The sequence below is a fragment of the Thermodesulfobacteriota bacterium genome, from assembly GCA_026415035.1.
Classification (GTDB): domain Bacteria; phylum Desulfobacterota; class BSN033; order BSN033; family UBA1163; genus RBG-16-49-23.
This window is the reverse complement of record JAOAHX010000030.1, coordinates 1-14,889: the sequence shown is the minus strand read 5'-3', so window position 1 is coordinate 14,889 and position 14,889 is coordinate 1. Positions and strand designations below refer to the sequence as shown.

The following is a 14,889-nucleotide window of genomic DNA, read 5'->3' as shown; positions in this document are numbered from 1 at the left end:
TGTCGAAGGAGAGCCTATGATGGCGGAGAAAGTCGGCGCCGTGATGGTCGTGGGCGGCGGGATTGCGGGCATCCAGGCCTCGCTCGATCTCGCTGAATCGGGCTACTACGTCTATCTCGTCGAATCCTCGCCGGCCATCGGCGGTGCGATGGCCCAGCTCGACAAGACCTTTCCCACCAACGACTGCTCCATGTGCATCCTCTCTCCGAAATTGGTGGAGGCCGGCCGGCACCTCAACATCCTGCCCCTCACCTATTCGGAGGTGGTGGAGGTCCAGGGAGAGCCGGGTTGTTTCGAGGTGACCGTCCGGAAGAAGCCCCGCTATGTCGACCCCTCCAAATGCACGGGCTGCGGGGAATGCCCCTCGGTCTGCCCCGTCCCTCTCAAGAGCCAATTCGACGAGGGCCTGATCGACCGTAAGGCCATCTACCGTCCCTATGCCCAGGCATTTCCCAATATCTTTACGATCGAGAAAGGGGATCGGGCTCCTTGCCGCCTCGCCTGCCCGGCAGGCATCAATGTGCAGGGATACGTGGCCCTCATCGGGACAGGAAAGTACGAGGAAGCCCTGTCTCTAATCTGGGAGAACCTCCCTCTTCCGGGGGTCCTCGGGAGGATCTGCCCCCACCCCTGCGAGAAGGAGTGCAACCGGAAGGACCTTGATGAACCGGTGTCCATCTGCGAGCTGAAGCGATTCGTCGCCGACCGGGTGAAACCATCCCTCTCCTCCAAAAAGGAGGAACCTAAAAACGAGAAGGTGGCCATCATCGGCTCGGGCCCTGCGGGCCTGACCGCGGCGGCCTATCTGGCCCTGAAGGGATATCGGGTGACGATCTTCGAGGCCCTCCCGGTCTTAGGGGGGATGCTCCGAACCGGAATCCCTGCCTATCGCCTTCCGAGAGAGGTCCTCTCCGAAGAGATCGAGGCCATCCGATCCCTGGGCGTGGAGATCAGAACGAACGCGGCCCTCGGATCCGATTTCACGATCGAGGACCTTTTTGGGCAGGGATATCGGTCCGTCTTTCTCGGCGTGGGCGCCCATCTGGATCAGAAGATGAACATCCCGGGCGAGGACGACCCCGCCGTCATCCCGGGGGTGGTCTTTCTGAGAAAGGTCAACCTCGGCGAGAAGGTCGAGATCGGAAGAAGGGTGGCGGTGATCGGAGGTGGAAACGTGGCCGTCGATGCGGCCCGCTCGGCCCTCAGGCTGGGTGCGGAGGAGGTCACGATCCTCTATCGCCGATCGCGAGAAGAGATGCCCGCCTACGAAGAGGATGTCCGGGAGGCAGGGGAGGAAGGGGTTCGGTTCCAGTTCCTGGCCGCGCCGGTGGAGATCGCCCGTCGGGAGGGGAAGGCGGTCTCGCTCCGGTGCGTCCGGATGGAGCTTGGAGAACCCGACGCCTCCGGGAGGAGAAGGCCCATTCCGATCCCGGGTTCGGAGTTCACGATCGAGGTCGATACGGTCATCCCGGCCATCGGCCAGAGGCCCGATCTCTCCTTCCTGAAGGGAGCGGAGCTCGAAACGACCCCCCAGGGGACGATCAAGGTCGATCCTATCACCTTCGAGACCTCGCGAAGGGGCGTCTTCGCTGGCGGCGATGCCGTCAGCGGTCCCTCGATCGCGATCGATGCCGTGGCTGCAGGTAAAGAGGCGGCCCTCTCGATCGACCGATTCCTCAGGGGGTTGGACCTCCGGGAGGGCAGGGAGAGACCCCATCCCAAAAAGGCGACCTTTGAAGAGATCTACGCAGGGCAACCCCGGGCTCCGAGGGTCCTTATGGCCACGATCCCCCTCGAAAAGAGGAGGCGGACCTTCGCCGAGGTGAGGAAAGGATTCACCGAAGACGAAGCCAGGACAGAGGCCCTCCGCTGTCTGAACTGCGGACTCTGCTCGGAGTGTCTCCAGTGCGTGGCCGTCTGCAAGGCAGGGGCCATCCAGCATCAGATGGAGGAAGAGATCCTGCGGTTCCAGGTCGGCTCGATCATCCTCAGCCCTGGCTTTGACGAATTCGAGGCGGACCGCCTCATCCCTTATGGGTACGGAAGGTTTCCGAATGTGATCACGAGCATCCAGTTCGAACGGATCCTCAGCGCCTCGGGCCCCTTCCAGGGGAATCTTCTGCGGCCATCGGATCGCAAGGCCCCGAAGAAGGTGGCCTGGATCCAGTGCGCGGGTTCGAGGGATCGGACCGGCCAGGCCGGGAATGAATACTGCAGCTCGGTCTGCTGCATGTACGCCGTGAAGGAGGCGGTGATCGCCAAGGAGCACCATCCTGAGGTGGAACCCACCCTTTTCTATATGGACATCCGGGCCCATGGAAAAGAGTTCGATGCCTATGTCGAGAGGGCCAAACGGGAATACGGAGTCCGGTTCATCCGCTCCATGGTCTCCAAGATCTCGGAAAGACCGAAGTCGAAGAACCTCCTCCTCTCCTATGTCAGTCCAGAGGGAAGGCTCGTCGAGGAAGAGTTCGATCTCGTCGTCCTCTCCGTTGGCCTGACGGCTTCCGGAGGAGCCAAAGAGCTGGCCTCAAAGCTCGGCATCGACCTGGACGCTTACGGGTTCTGCAAGACCCTGGAATTCTCGCCCCTTCAGACCAGCCGGCCAGGGATCTATGTCTGCGGCGCCTTTCAGGGACCGAAGGATATCCCCGAGACCGTTGCCCAGGCCAGTGGCGCGGTGGCTGCGGCCTCGGCCCTCCTCTCCGAGGTCCGGGGTTCCCTGACCCGGAGGAAGGACTATCCCGAGGAACGGGACGTGAGCGGAGAGGGTCCCCGTATCGGCGTCTTCGTCTGCCACTGCGGGATCAACATCGGCGGGGTGGTCAATGTCCCTGAAGTGAAGGAGTATGCAAAGACCCTCCAGGGGGTGGTCTACGTCGAAGAGAATCTCTACACCTGCTCCCAGGACACCCAGGAGAAGATCAAGAAGGCCATCGAGGAGCACCGGCTCAACCGCGTCGTCGTCGCCTCCTGCTCGCCCCGGACCCATGAGCCTATGTTCCAGGAGACGATCCGCGAGAGTGGCCTCAACAAGTACCTCTTCGAGATGACCAACATCCGGGATCAGTGTTCCTGGGTCCACATGCACCAGCCGAAAGAGGCCACGGAGAAGGCGAAGGAACTGCTCCGGATGGCCGTGGCCAAATCTCACCTCCTCCAACCGTTGAAAGAGCCCCAGGTCGAGGTGATCAAGCGAGGTCTGGTCCTTGGAGGAGGCCTTGCCGGCATGATCGCCGGCCTCGGCCTGGCCCGTCAGGGGATCGATTGTGCGATCATCGAGCGAGAGGCCGAGCTCGGAGGCCATCTCCGGCATCTTTACTATACCCTCGAAGGAAACGACCCTCAGGCCCTCCTCCGACAAGTGGTCAAGGAGGTCCTCGACCATCCGCGCATCCGGGTCTTTACTCGATCGGAGTTGAAGCGTCTCGAGGGATATATCGGGAACTTCAAGTCGACCATTGCCAACGACGGAGGCGAGACGGAATACGAACACGGCGTCGTCATCGTCGCGGTGGGAGGAAGGGAATGGAGGCCCGAGGAGTACCTTTACGGCGAGGACCCGAGGGTGATGACCCAGAGGGAGCTGGAAGAGAGGCTCGCCCTATCGGGAGAGGCGGGGAATCCCCCTCGCCATGTCGCCATGATCCAGTGCGTAGGATCGAGAATCCCCGAACGTCCCTACTGCAGCCGGATCTGCTGCTCCGTCGCCATCAAGAATGCCCTGAGGATCAAGGAGAGGTATCCCGAGGCCCAGGTGACCATCCTCTACCGAGATATCCGGACCTACGGCAGGATGGAACGGTACTACAACGAGGCGCGGGAGAAGGGCGTGATCTTCCTCCCTTATGACCTTGAGGCGAAACCGGAGCTTCGCCTTTCGGAAGGAAACCTTCTGCTCAAGGTGAGAGACCAGATCCTCGGAGAGGAGGTTGAGCTTCGGCCTGACCTGGTGGTCCTCTCGAGCGCCCTCCTCCCCTATGAGAACGAATCGCTGGCGAAGATGCTCAAGGTCCCGCTGACCTCGGACGGATTCTTCCTCGAGGCCCACATGAAACTCCGGCCGGTCGATTTCGCCACAGATGGGATCTTCCTCGCCGGGCTGGCCCATTTCCCCAAGAACATCAGCGAAACGATCTCTCAGGCGGAGGCCGCGGTCGCCCGGGCCACGGCCGCCTTGGCCAAAGGCTATGTCAGCGTCCTTCCGACGATCTCCACCGTCGATCAGACCCGTTGCGTGGGATGTGGCCTCTGCGAACTTCTCTGCCCCTTCAATGCCATCCGGGTCGTGGAGACCGAAAAAGGGAGCAAGGCCGAGACGATCGCGGCCTCGTGCAAGGGATGCGGCGTCTGCAGCGCCAGCTGCCCGCAGAGGGCTGCCTCGGTCTACCACTTCTCCGACGAACAGTTGATCGCCCAGATCGAGGCCCTCAGCCACCCGAAAAGGGAGGAGGCGGCCTGAAAAAGGGTGAACCTATGACCTTCGAACCGAAAATCTTGTCCTTCCTCTGTAACTGGTGCGCCTATGCCGGCGCGGACCTGGCCGGGATCTCCCGGTTCCAGTATCCGCCCAACACCCGGGTCATCCGGGTGATGTGCTCCGGAAGGGTCGATCCCGCCTTCGTCCCGAGGGCCTTTCTATCGGGTTACGATGGCGTCATGATCCTGGGATGCCATCCGGGAGACTGCCACTACCTGACCGGAAATTATCAGGCCGAGAAGAAGATCGGGCTGACCCGGAGGCTCCTCGAAATGGCGGAGGTGGGATCGGAGCGGGTCCTCTTGGACTGGGTTTCGGCCGGTGAAGGCGAACGTTTCTCCCAGGTCGTCCGTCAGTTCGTCGAAAAGATTCGGGGCCTCGGGCCCTTCCCCCTCGATCAGGAGATGAAGGGCAAGCTCCAGGCGGTCAAGGCCTCCCTCGAGGGCGAAAAGATCCGCTGGATGGTAGGGAAAGGGCCAGAATTGATGGAGAAGGAGAATGTCTATCACGAGCAGCTCCCCAAGGAGCGGGTCCAGGCGGCTATCGAAGCCACCATCCGCGACGAACTCTTGAAAAACCGGATCCTCGCCCTGGTAGAGATGAAGCCCAGGCCGGCCGCGGAGATCAGTCAGGTCCTCAATCTGAAATTGAGCGAGACCCTCACCTATCTGACCTCGCTCGTCGGAGAGGGAAAGATCGGGTTCGATCCCTCCGAGGAGGGAAAAGTCCCGAAATATGTTCGAAACGTCTAATTTCGATTCGATCGCCTCACGTGAAAAGGGGCATGAAGGTGCCTGAGATGGACGAAAGCAGAGAAAAGATGCCCGTGGGCGCGGTGATGGTCATCGGTGGCGGCATCGGAGGGATGCAGGCCTCCCTCGACCTGGCGGATTCAGGCTTCTACGTCTATCTGGTCGATCGGGCCCCGACGATCGGCGGCGTGATGGCCCAACTGGACAAGACCTTCCCCACCAACGACTGCTCCATGTGTATCATGTCACCGAAGCTCGTGGAATGCGGAAGACATCTCAACATCCGCATCATCGCCAACGCCGACGTGGAAGGGATTGAGGGAGAACCCGGCCACTTCAAGGTCACCCTGACCCGAAGGCCCCGGTACATCCGGCTCGATCGGTGCACGGGATGCGGGGAGTGTGCCAAACACTGCCCGGTCGCGGCCATCGATGCCTACAATGAGAAATTGAGCCGGAGGGCGGCCATCTACATCCCCTATGCCCAGGCCATCCCGAAGGTCTACCTGATCGACCGGGAGGCCTGCATCGGATGTGGCCTCTGCGAGAGGGTCTGCCTGGCCAAAGCCGTCGATTATGGTGAGAGGCCGATCGTGGAAAGGATCGAGGTGGGCTCCGTCATCCTCTCACCGGGTTACGAACTCTTCGACGCCCGCCTCAGGCCTGAATTCGGTTACGGCGTCTATCCCAACGTGATGACGAGCATCGAATTCGAAAGGCTCCTCAGCGCCACCGGTCCCCACCGGGGCCATCTCCTGAGACCTTCGGACGGAACCGTTCCCGAACGGATCGCCTTCATCCAGTGCGTCGGGTCGAGGGACTCCAACTGCGGAAACGACTACTGCTCCTCCATCTGCTGTATGTATGCGACCAAAGAGGCCATCATCGCCAAGGAACACGTCCATTTCGTGAAACCCACCATCTTCTACATGGATATCCGGGCCCACGGCAAAGGGTTCGACGCTTACTATGAAAGGGCCAAATCCGATTACGGGGTCCGTTTTATCAAATGCATGGTCTCCAAGATCCGGGAACAGATCCGGACGAAGAACCTCTGGATCACTTACCTAAACGAAAGGGGCGAGCTGATCGAGGAGGAGTTCGATCTGGTCGTCCTCTCCGTGGGCATGGTTCCCTCGAAAACGACGATGGAGATGGCCAAACGTCTGGGCGTGGAACTGGATGCCTACGGCTATTGCAAGACCCGGCCTTTCGAACCCACCGCCACCTCCCGCCCCGGCATCTACGCCTGTGGCGCCTTCGAGGGTCCGAAGGACATCCCCGAGACCGTCACCCAGGCAAGCGGCGCGGTGGCGGATGCAACCGGACTTCTCTCCCGAGCCAGAGGGACCCTGGCCACGAAGAAGGCCTATCCCGAAGAGATCGATGTCCTCGGTGAAGAGCCCCGGATCGGCGTCTTCGTCTGCCACTGCGGGATCAACATCGGAGGTTTCCTCAACGTGCCCGAGGTGAAGGAGTATGCCCGGACCTTGAAGAACGTCGTCTATGTTGACGAAAACCTCTACACCTGCTCGACCGACACCCAGGAGAAGATCAAGAAGGCGATCACCGAACATCGGCTCAACCGGGTCATCGTCGCCTCCTGTTCTCCGAGGACCCACGAACCGATGTTTCGGGAGACGATCCGGGATGCAGGGCTGAACAAGTACCTCTTCGAGATGGCCAATATCCGAGACCAGTGCTCCTGGGTCCACATGGCCCAGAAAAGGGAGGCAACGGAGAAGGCCAAGGAGCTCGTCAGGATGGCCGTGGCCAATGCGAGGCTGATCCAGCCCCTGGGAGAACTCACCCTTTCCGTGAATCAGCGAGGACTCGTCATCGGGGGCGGGGTTTCGGGAATGACCGCGGCCCTCAAACTGGCCGAGCAGGGATACGAAGTCTTCCTCATCGAAAAAGAGGCCGCCCTCGGAGGCAACTTGCGCCATCTTCACTACACCCTCGAGGGGGAGGATGTCCAGGCCTTCCTCCATCAATTGATCGGTCGCGTCATGAACCACCCCTCCATCCACGTGATCACCAATGCCCTGATCGTCGATTTCAGCGGTTCGAAGGGAAACTTCTCGACGGGCATCATGGTGGCGCCAACGATGTACTACCGGAAGATCGAGCACGGGATCGCCATCCTGGCCACAGGGGCCGAAGAGTGGAAGCCGACGGAATATCTTTACGGAGAAGATCCCCGCGTCCTCACCCAGCTCGACCTTGAAAACCGGATCGTGACCGACCCTGAAGAGGTGGCCCGGGCCCAGCAGATCGTCATGATCCAGTGCGTCGGGTCACGAAACGCCGAACGACCCTACTGCAGCCGGACCTGCTGCGCCACGGCCGTCAAAAACGCCTTGAAATTGAAGACCCTCAATCCCGAGGCGAAGATCACCATCCTCTACCGGGACATGAGGACCTACGGGTTGATGGAATCCTACTATGCGAAGGCCAGGGAGGCAGGGGTCCTCTTCATCCGCTACGAGCTCGAGAAGAGACCGGTCGTATCGAAAAAGGGCGAGGCGCTCTCCGTCACCCTCCTCGACCCCATCCTGAACGAGGAGATCGAACTGAGGCCAGACCTGCTCGTCCTCTCTTCGGCCACCGTTCCGAGAGAGAACGAGGAGCTGGCCACCATGCTGAAAGTCCCGCGAACGGCGGACGGTTTCTTCCTGGAGGCCCACATGAAGTTGAGGCCCGTCGATTTCGCCACCGACGGCCTCTACCTCGCCGGCGCTGCCCATGGCCCAAAACTGATCCACGAAAGCATCGCCCAAGCAAGTGCCGCGGTCTCAAGGGCGTGCACGATCCTCTCCAAGGAGAAGATGTTTGTGGGCGGGGTGGTGGCGGTGGTGGAGGGGGAGCGGTGTGCGGCCTGTTTAACCTGTGTGCGGGTCTGTCCGTATGGTGTCCCGGTGATCAACCTGAGGGGCGAGGCGGAGATCGATCTGGCCAAATGCAAGGGGTGCGGCAGCTGCGTGGCGGAGTGTCCGGCCCGGGCCATTGAGCTTTTGCATTTTCGGGATCGTCAGCTTTGGGCCAAAAGCCAGGCCCTTCTGAGTCAGGAGGGGTAGATCGAAGGAGGGGCAATGGAGGCGATTCGAGAGGCGAAAGAGGGTCCTGGGGGTGTTCCGGTTTCTGACTTTGAGCCCCAGATCTTGGCTTACTGCTGTGAGCATTGAGCCTACAGTGCGGCGGACCTGGCAGGTTCGATGAGGCTTTCGTATCCGACGAACGTAAAGATTGTGAAGGTCCCTTGCACGGGTCGGGTGGATGTGTTGTTGATCCTTCGGGCCTTCGAGTCCGGGGTGGACGGGGTCTATTTGGCCGGGTGCCTGGAGGGGGAGTGTCACTTCCTGAGGGGGAACCTTCGGGCGAAGAAGCGGGTGGAGTATGTGAAGGGGTTGCTCGAGGAGGTGGGGTTGGGGGCGGGTCGTTTGGAGATGTACAACATGAGTTCAGCCCAGGGTCAGCGCTTTGCGGAGGTGGCCCGGGAGATGACCGAGAGGATAAGGGCCTTGGGGCCATCGCCCTTGAGAAGAAGGTCCTGAACCGAAGCGGAGGAAGACATGATCGTGGCCAATCGGAAGGGTTTTGAGGAGATTTTAGGGATGCTCAAACCGTACAAAAAGGTGCTCCTTTTGGGGTGTAACGAGTGTGTGACGGTCTGCGCGGTGGGAGGGGAGCGGGAGGTGGGGGTGTTGGCCTCGGAGCTGAGGCTTCATCGGGCGGCTCAGGGCGAGGCGATCGAGATCCGGGAGCATACCTTGGAGCGTCAGTGTGACCATGAGTATATTGACCAGATCCGGCCCTTTGTGGGGGAGTACGAGGTGATCCTCTCGATGGCCTGCGGCGCGGGGATTCAATATGTGGCGGAGAAGTATCGGGACAAGGTGGTCCTGCCCGCGGTGGATACGAGCTTTTTGGGGGTGACCTTGGAGCAGGGGGTGTGGGCGGAGCGGTGTCAGGGGTGTGGGCAGTGTGTGCTCCATCTGACGGCTGGGGTCTGTCCCATCGCCCGCTGTGCCAAAAGTCTTCTCAACGGGCCTTGCGGAGGCTCCTCTCAGGGCAAGTGTGAGGTGGATCGGGATCTGGACTGTGGTTGGCAGCTTATCATCGATCGGCTCAAGGCCCTGGGTCAGCTTGATCGATATGAAGAGATCCTCCCGATCAAGGACTGGACCTTTTCGAGGGACGGGGGTCCTCGGAAGCGGGTGAGGGAGGATCTCCGGTTGTGAGATCGGAGCGGAGGCGATGAAGACAAAGTCCAACATCGAGCGGATTTTGGAGTCGGGGCAGTTCGTGGTGACCTCGGAGTGCGGGCCGCCGAGGGGGGCGGATCCGGAGGTGATCCGCAGGAAAGGGGCCTTGCTCAAAGGGGTGGTCGATGCGGTCAACGTGACGGACAACCAGACCTCGGTGGTCCGGATGAGTTCGCTCTCGTCGTGTCTGATCCTGAAGGAGATGGGGTTTGACCCGATCCTCCAGATGGTCTGTCGGGATCGGAACCGCATCGCGATCCAGAGCGACATCCTGGGGGCGGCGGCCTTGGGGATCAACAACATCCTCTGTCTCACCGGAGATCACCAGAAGTTCGGGGATCATCCCAAGGCGAAGAACGTCTTCGACCTCGATTCGATTCAGCTCATCCAGACGGTGAGGTGGATGCGGGATGAGGGGAAGTTTTTGGGAGGGGAGGAGCTCAAGGGTCGTCCCATGCTCTTCATCGGCGCGGCGGAGAACCCCTTTGCCGATCCCTTTGAGATCCGGGCGGCGAGGTTGGCCAAGAAGGTCCGGGCGGGAGTGGAGTTTTTGCAGACCCAGTGTATCTACAATGTGCCACGGTTCGAGAAGTGGATGGAAATGGTGAGGGATCGGGGGTTGCACGAGAAGGTGGCGATTTTGGCCGGGGTGACGCCTCTGAAGTCGGTGGGGATGGCCCGCTACATGAAGACGCAGGTCCCCGGGATGGATGTGCCCGATGAGCTGATCGAGAGGCTTCGGGGAGTCCCCAAGGAGAGGCAGGCCGAGGAGGGGATCAAGATCTGTGTCGAGACGATCCAGAGGCTCCGGGAGATCCCCGGGGTCCGGGGCGTCCACATCATGGCCATCGAGTGGGAGGAGAAGGTCAGGGAGATCGCCGAGATGGCCGGCCTGCTCCCCAGACCTCAGTTGACATAAGACGGACCGCGGAGGGGAAGGTCCAAAAATTTCCATGCCCCCTCGCAGGGAGGGGAAAAAGAGCGGTGGTTGAGAAAATGGACATGCGACGAAGGAGGGAGATATGGCGAAGAAGATCTTGATCGTCGACGACGATCCCGATTTGGTGGAAGCCGTTTCCATGATCCTCGAGGCGAAGAATTACGAGGTCTCGGCGGCCTACGGAGGCATCGAGGGATTGCAGAAGGCCAGGTCTGAAAGTCCCGATCTCATCGTCCTCGACGTGATGATGCCGGACAAGGACGGGTACGCCGTTTGTAAGGAATTGAAAGCCGACCCTCAGTTGCGAAACATTCCCGTCCTCCTCCTGACGGCCGTGGTCTCCAAGATCGCCACCACCCGTTACACCCAGCAGATGGGGATGGAGACCGAAGCGGACGATTACATCGATAAACCGGTTGAGCCCGAGGTCTTGGTAAAGAGGATCGAGACCCTGCTCTCCAAATGAGGAGAGGGAGGGAACGAAAGGATCCTCCGAGGGGTTCTCCTGAGGGGAGACGTTATGCCGGGCCAAGCCAATATTCTCGTGATCGACGATGAACAGATCATGCGCGACGGGTCTTCCCGGATCCTGTCGAAGGATGGCTGGGGGGTGATCACAGCCGAAAACGGGCAGAGCGGGCTGGAGGTGATTCGACATCGTTCAAACGAAATCGATGTGATCCTCCTCGACCTGATGATGCCCGGGATGAACGGGATGGAGGTCCTCGAACATATTCGGGAGATCGATCCCAGCCTCCTCGTCATCGTCATCACGGGTTACGCCACGGTCGAGTCGGCCGTCGAGGCCATGAAGCGGGGCGCCTATGACTTCATCCCCAAGCCCTTCACCCCCGACCAGCTCCGGATCGTCGTCCGCCGGGCCCTCGAAAAGCGGAGCCTTCAGAAAGAGGCGGAGTTCCTCCGCCGTGAAAGGGAGAAATCTTTACGGGACATCGCCACCGAGAAATCGAAGATGAAGACGATCATCAACTGTATGGGCGATGGCGTCCTGGTCTGTGATCGCGACGGGTGCATCGTGCTGACCAATCCGGCGGCCAGCCGGATGCTCAAGATCTCCGAATCCTCCCTTCTCGGACGTTTCCTCTCTCAATGCAACCTCGATGCCCAGCTCTCCAAGACGATCCTTGAAAGCCTGACGACGACCGACCGCGGTTACACCTCTGTTTCACAGGAGCTGAGCCTCGGGGATGGGGGAGAGATCTATCTGAGGGCCCATACCGCGCCGGTTCGAAACGACCTGGGAGAGACGATCGGCTCCGTCACCGTCCTCCAGGACATCAGCCACCTCAAAGAGCTGGACAAGATGAAGTCCGAATTCATCGCCATGGTCGCCCATGAGCTTCGAGCGCCCTTGGCCGCGGTCGAACAGCAGTTGACCGTCATCCTGAACCGGATGGCCGGAGATCTCTCCGAAAAGCAGGAGAAGCTCCTCTCCCGGGCCAAGGAGAGGACCCGGGGGCTTCTTGGATTGATCAAAGACCTGCTCGACCTCTCCAAAATCGAGGCGGGCCGAATGGTCCAGTACAAGGAGCCCCTGACCCTCCAGGAGGTGATCCAGAAGGTGGTGGACCTCATGCGGGTGGAGGCCGAGACCAAGAAGATCGACCTCCAATTTTTGCCTCCCTTGCAGAACCCGCCCATCCAGGCAGACCGATCGAGCATGGAGGGCATTTTCACCAACCTCATCTCCAATGCGATCAAATATACCCCGGAGGGAGGGAAGGTCTGGATCACCTTGGGCGAAGAGGGAGACTTCGTCAAGGCCACGGTCTCCGACACCGGCATCGGGATCAAAAAAGAGGACCTCCCGAGGATCTTCGATAAATTCTACCGGGTGAAGACTGCCGAAACCCGGCAGATCGTGGGCACGGGCCTCGGCCTCTCCATCGTCAAGAGCATCGTGGAGGCCCACCACGGCTCCATTACCGTGGAGAGCGAGGAGGGGGGAGGTTCGACCTTCACCGTCCTGCTCCCGAAGGAATCGAGTTTCACCACCTATTGAGAAGAAAGGAGAGATCATGGGTGTCGTCTTTTCGAAGGAAGCGTTGAACCTCTCCCGCAGGCTTCAGGCCATGACGGGAGAGAACGTGATGCTCTGTTATCAGTGTAAAAAATGCACCCTCGGTTGTCCCTCCGCCTACGCCATGAAGATGAAGCCCCATGAACTGATGCGGGCGATCCAGTTGGGCCTCGAGCGGGAGATCTACTGGTCCGGAACGATCTGGATCTGCCTCTCCTGCGAGACCTGCAATACCCGATGCCCCCAGGAGATCAACATCCTCCGGGTCATCGATGGGCTTCGGGAGATCTCCGGGGAGATGCCCTACTACAATCCCCAGCCCTCTATCCCTGCCATGCACCGGATCTTCCTGTCGCTGGTCGAGCGCTTCGGAAGGATCTATGAACTGGGGCTGGCCTTGGCGATCAACCTCAGGATGCTCACGCCGTTCAAAGACATCGACATGGCCTATCCCATGCTCACCCGGGGGAAACTGAAGCTCCTCCCCCACCGAAGCGGCGGGACCAAGGAACTCCAGCAGGTGATGGAACGGATCAGAAAGTTGGAAAGGAGATAGAGGAGAAGGATGATGCGCTACGCCTATTTCCCAGGATGTTCACTCAGTTCTTCAGGGATCGAATTCGATCTCTCTTTCAAATATGTGGCCAGGGCGCTCGAAATCGATCTCGTCGAGGTGCGGGATTGGGTCTGCTGTGGGGCCTCCTCGGCCCACGCCACCTCCCATCTGCTTTCCATTGCCCTGCCCGTCCTCAACCTCTCCCATGCCGAACAGGATGGGTTTGATCGTTTGGTCGCTCCCTGCCTGGCCTGCCTGTCCCGATTCAAGGCCGCCAATGTGGAGCTGGAACACGACCCCGAGCTTAGGGCGAAGATCCACGAGGTCTTCGATTATCCATACCGTGGAACGGTCAAGGTCTACCATCCCCTCGAACTCTTTTCGGAGATCGGCCTGGAGAAGATTCGCCAGAGGAGGCGGAGAAGTCTGAAGGGCTTGAAGGTGGCCTGCTACTATGGTTGCGTCCTGACCCGGCCTCCGAAGGTCGCCCGCTTCGACAACGTGGAAAACCCCCAGAGCATGGATTTGATCCTCCAGGCCCTCGGCGCCGAGACGATCGACTGGTCCTTCAAGACGGAATGTTGCGGGGTCTCGATGACCCTGACCCGGTCCGACATCGTCCTGAAGCTCTCCAACGATCTCCTCCGGGAGGCCAAGGAGGCCGGGGCCAGGGCCATCGCCGTCTGCTGTCCCCTCTGCCAGGCCAACCTCGACGGCCGGCAGGCCCAGATCGAGGAGCTCTATCAAACCCGTTATGGAATCCCGATCTTCTATTTTACCCAGTTGATGGGCCTGGCCTTCGGCGCCTACTCGAAAGAGGTGGGCCTGCAGAAGCTGATCACCAGCCCCCGCGAAACCCTCAGCCCATTAGGTTTCATGTAGGTCCAAAATCTACTTGACAAAAAAACCTATCTTTGATAGAGGAAGTAACAATGGAAAAATAAAGATTACCCACTAAATAAGTTGTTCTCAGATTTACCTCTTTGGGGGTAAGAGGTGAAAGATGAGAAAGAAGGCCCGATCCTCTCCAATTTCTTTTAAAGGACCGGGCTTTTTTGTATTTTAAAGAAGAATCTCATCCCCGCCCTTTAAGGAGAGGATCCTAATTACTCTTTTGGGTTCTTCGGGGTTTTCAAGATATTTTTTCCAATAAATAACCGAAAAGGAGGATATCATGGGAAAAAAACCTACCATTGAAAATTATAACCTTTTCATTCGTTCCCTTGATTTTATTGTCAGGAAGTAGTTTGGCACAAATGGGCTATGGAATCCTTTCCTTTCCCCTTTGGACCATCATAGTAAATGATAGGGGCTATTCCGATATCATGTTACAACATTTCCCCGGTCAAAATCTCCATGAAAACCTATCCGGGGAATGGGCTGCTGCCATCCGGTATGATGGGATATCGACTCCTGGGGGCGTTTCCATGTGGTTCACCCCTGAATTTGAGGAACCATATTTTTTTACAACAAACTCAACTTTCTGGACAATCAAACCAATTTCCACGTGGGACGACCCTAATAATCTGGTAGAGGGCAACGATACGGGGTATTCAAAAATCTCAAATGGGGTAGTAACTGTCGAAATCCGCTATCAGAGGATTGACACAGTTACGGGTATTGCGGTCGGACTCCAGCCGAATGAGGTTGGCACAATCTTACCTATTATGAGAAACCGATATGTTTTAAAGGTAACCTACAAGGTAACAAACATTTCTTCTGCCCTCCTGACGAATGTCTGTTTCTTCCAATTTCTTCACGCCCACCCCAATGCCGATTATGACCCTAATAATTACGGAGTCTATGATCCAACATTCTGTCCTGTTGGAGCTTTTCAAGAATATAGGTATGACAT

Annotated in this window: 11 protein-coding genes; all 11 read left to right on the top strand. The window is 59.1% G+C overall.

Translation table 11 applies throughout. The annotated features are described in order from the left end of the window. The first annotated feature begins 19 nt into the window (after positions 1-19). The gene (locus N3G78_13445) at positions 20-4,462 is read left to right on the top strand and encodes an NAD(P)-binding protein (protein MCX8118918.1); all 4,443 of its coding nucleotides are present in this window, start codon (positions 20-22) and stop codon (positions 4,460-4,462) included. A 14-nt stretch (positions 4,463-4,476) separates the two neighbouring features. After that, the gene (locus N3G78_13440) at positions 4,477-5,232 is read left to right on the top strand and encodes a hydrogenase iron-sulfur subunit (GenBank protein ID MCX8118917.1); all 756 of its coding nucleotides are present in this window, start codon (positions 4,477-4,479) and stop codon (positions 5,230-5,232) included. A 47-nt stretch (positions 5,233-5,279) separates the two neighbouring features. Beyond that, positions 5,280-8,309, top strand: coding sequence for a CoB--CoM heterodisulfide reductase iron-sulfur subunit A family protein (locus tag N3G78_13435; GenBank protein MCX8118916.1), 3,030 nt, complete (start codon positions 5,280-5,282; stop codon positions 8,307-8,309). Between the two features lie 84 nt (positions 8,310-8,393). After that, a complete protein-coding gene (locus N3G78_13430) occupies positions 8,394-8,786 on the top strand; it encodes a hydrogenase iron-sulfur subunit (GenBank protein ID MCX8118915.1) in 393 nt (130 codons plus the stop codon). A gap of 18 nt (positions 8,787-8,804) precedes the next feature. Continuing rightward, positions 8,805-9,473, top strand: a complete 669-nt coding sequence (locus tag N3G78_13425; protein ID MCX8118914.1) for a methylenetetrahydrofolate reductase C-terminal domain-containing protein — start codon at positions 8,805-8,807, stop codon at positions 9,471-9,473. 16 nt (positions 9,474-9,489) lie between these two features. Then, entirely contained in the window at positions 9,490-10,416 is a 927-nt protein-coding gene (locus N3G78_13420) for a methylenetetrahydrofolate reductase (protein MCX8118913.1), read from the top strand. Positions 10,417-10,519: 103 nt separating this feature from the next. Beyond that, on the top strand, positions 10,520-10,903 hold the full coding sequence (locus tag N3G78_13415; GenBank protein ID MCX8118912.1) for a response regulator: 384 nt from the start codon (positions 10,520-10,522) through the stop codon (positions 10,901-10,903). Between the two features lie 54 nt (positions 10,904-10,957). Continuing rightward, a complete protein-coding gene (locus N3G78_13410) occupies positions 10,958-12,460 on the top strand; it encodes a response regulator (GenBank protein MCX8118911.1) in 1,503 nt (500 codons plus the stop codon). Between the two features lie 16 nt (positions 12,461-12,476). Further along, positions 12,477-13,034: a 4Fe-4S dicluster domain-containing protein gene (locus N3G78_13405; protein ID MCX8118910.1), complete on the top strand. Its 558-nt coding sequence runs from the start codon at positions 12,477-12,479 to the stop codon at positions 13,032-13,034. Between the two features lie 12 nt (positions 13,035-13,046). Further along, positions 13,047-13,916 carry a CoB--CoM heterodisulfide reductase iron-sulfur subunit B family protein gene (locus N3G78_13400; protein MCX8118909.1) on the top strand — a complete coding sequence of 290 codons (870 nt, stop codon included), beginning with the start codon at positions 13,047-13,049 and terminating at the stop codon, positions 13,914-13,916. A 374-nt stretch (positions 13,917-14,290) separates the two neighbouring features. Next, on the top strand, positions 14,291-14,889 hold a 599-nt coding region (locus N3G78_13395; protein ID MCX8118908.1), incomplete at its 3' end, for a hypothetical protein.

What these genes read in the sequence shown, in the direction of transcription:
- N3G78_13420 (MCX8118913.1), top strand. Translation starts at nt 9,490, where the DNA reads ATGAAGACAAAGTCCAACATCGAGCGGATTTTGGAGTCGGGGCAGTTC.
- N3G78_13445 (MCX8118918.1), top strand. Translation starts at nt 20, where the DNA reads ATGGCGGAGAAAGTCGGCGCCGTGATGGTCGTGGGCGGCGGGATTGCG.
- N3G78_13415 (MCX8118912.1), top strand. Translation starts at nt 10,520, where the DNA reads ATGGCGAAGAAGATCTTGATCGTCGACGACGATCCCGATTTGGTGGAA.
- N3G78_13400 (MCX8118909.1), top strand. Translation starts at nt 13,047, where the DNA reads ATGCGCTACGCCTATTTCCCAGGATGTTCACTCAGTTCTTCAGGGATC.
- N3G78_13440 (MCX8118917.1), top strand. Translation starts at nt 4,477, where the DNA reads ATGACCTTCGAACCGAAAATCTTGTCCTTCCTCTGTAACTGGTGCGCC.
- N3G78_13410 (MCX8118911.1), top strand. Translation starts at nt 10,958, where the DNA reads ATGCCGGGCCAAGCCAATATTCTCGTGATCGACGATGAACAGATCATG.
- N3G78_13425 (MCX8118914.1), top strand. Translation starts at nt 8,805, where the DNA reads ATGATCGTGGCCAATCGGAAGGGTTTTGAGGAGATTTTAGGGATGCTC.
- N3G78_13405 (MCX8118910.1), top strand. Translation starts at nt 12,477, where the DNA reads ATGGGTGTCGTCTTTTCGAAGGAAGCGTTGAACCTCTCCCGCAGGCTT.
- N3G78_13435 (MCX8118916.1), top strand. Translation starts at nt 5,280, where the DNA reads ATGGACGAAAGCAGAGAAAAGATGCCCGTGGGCGCGGTGATGGTCATC.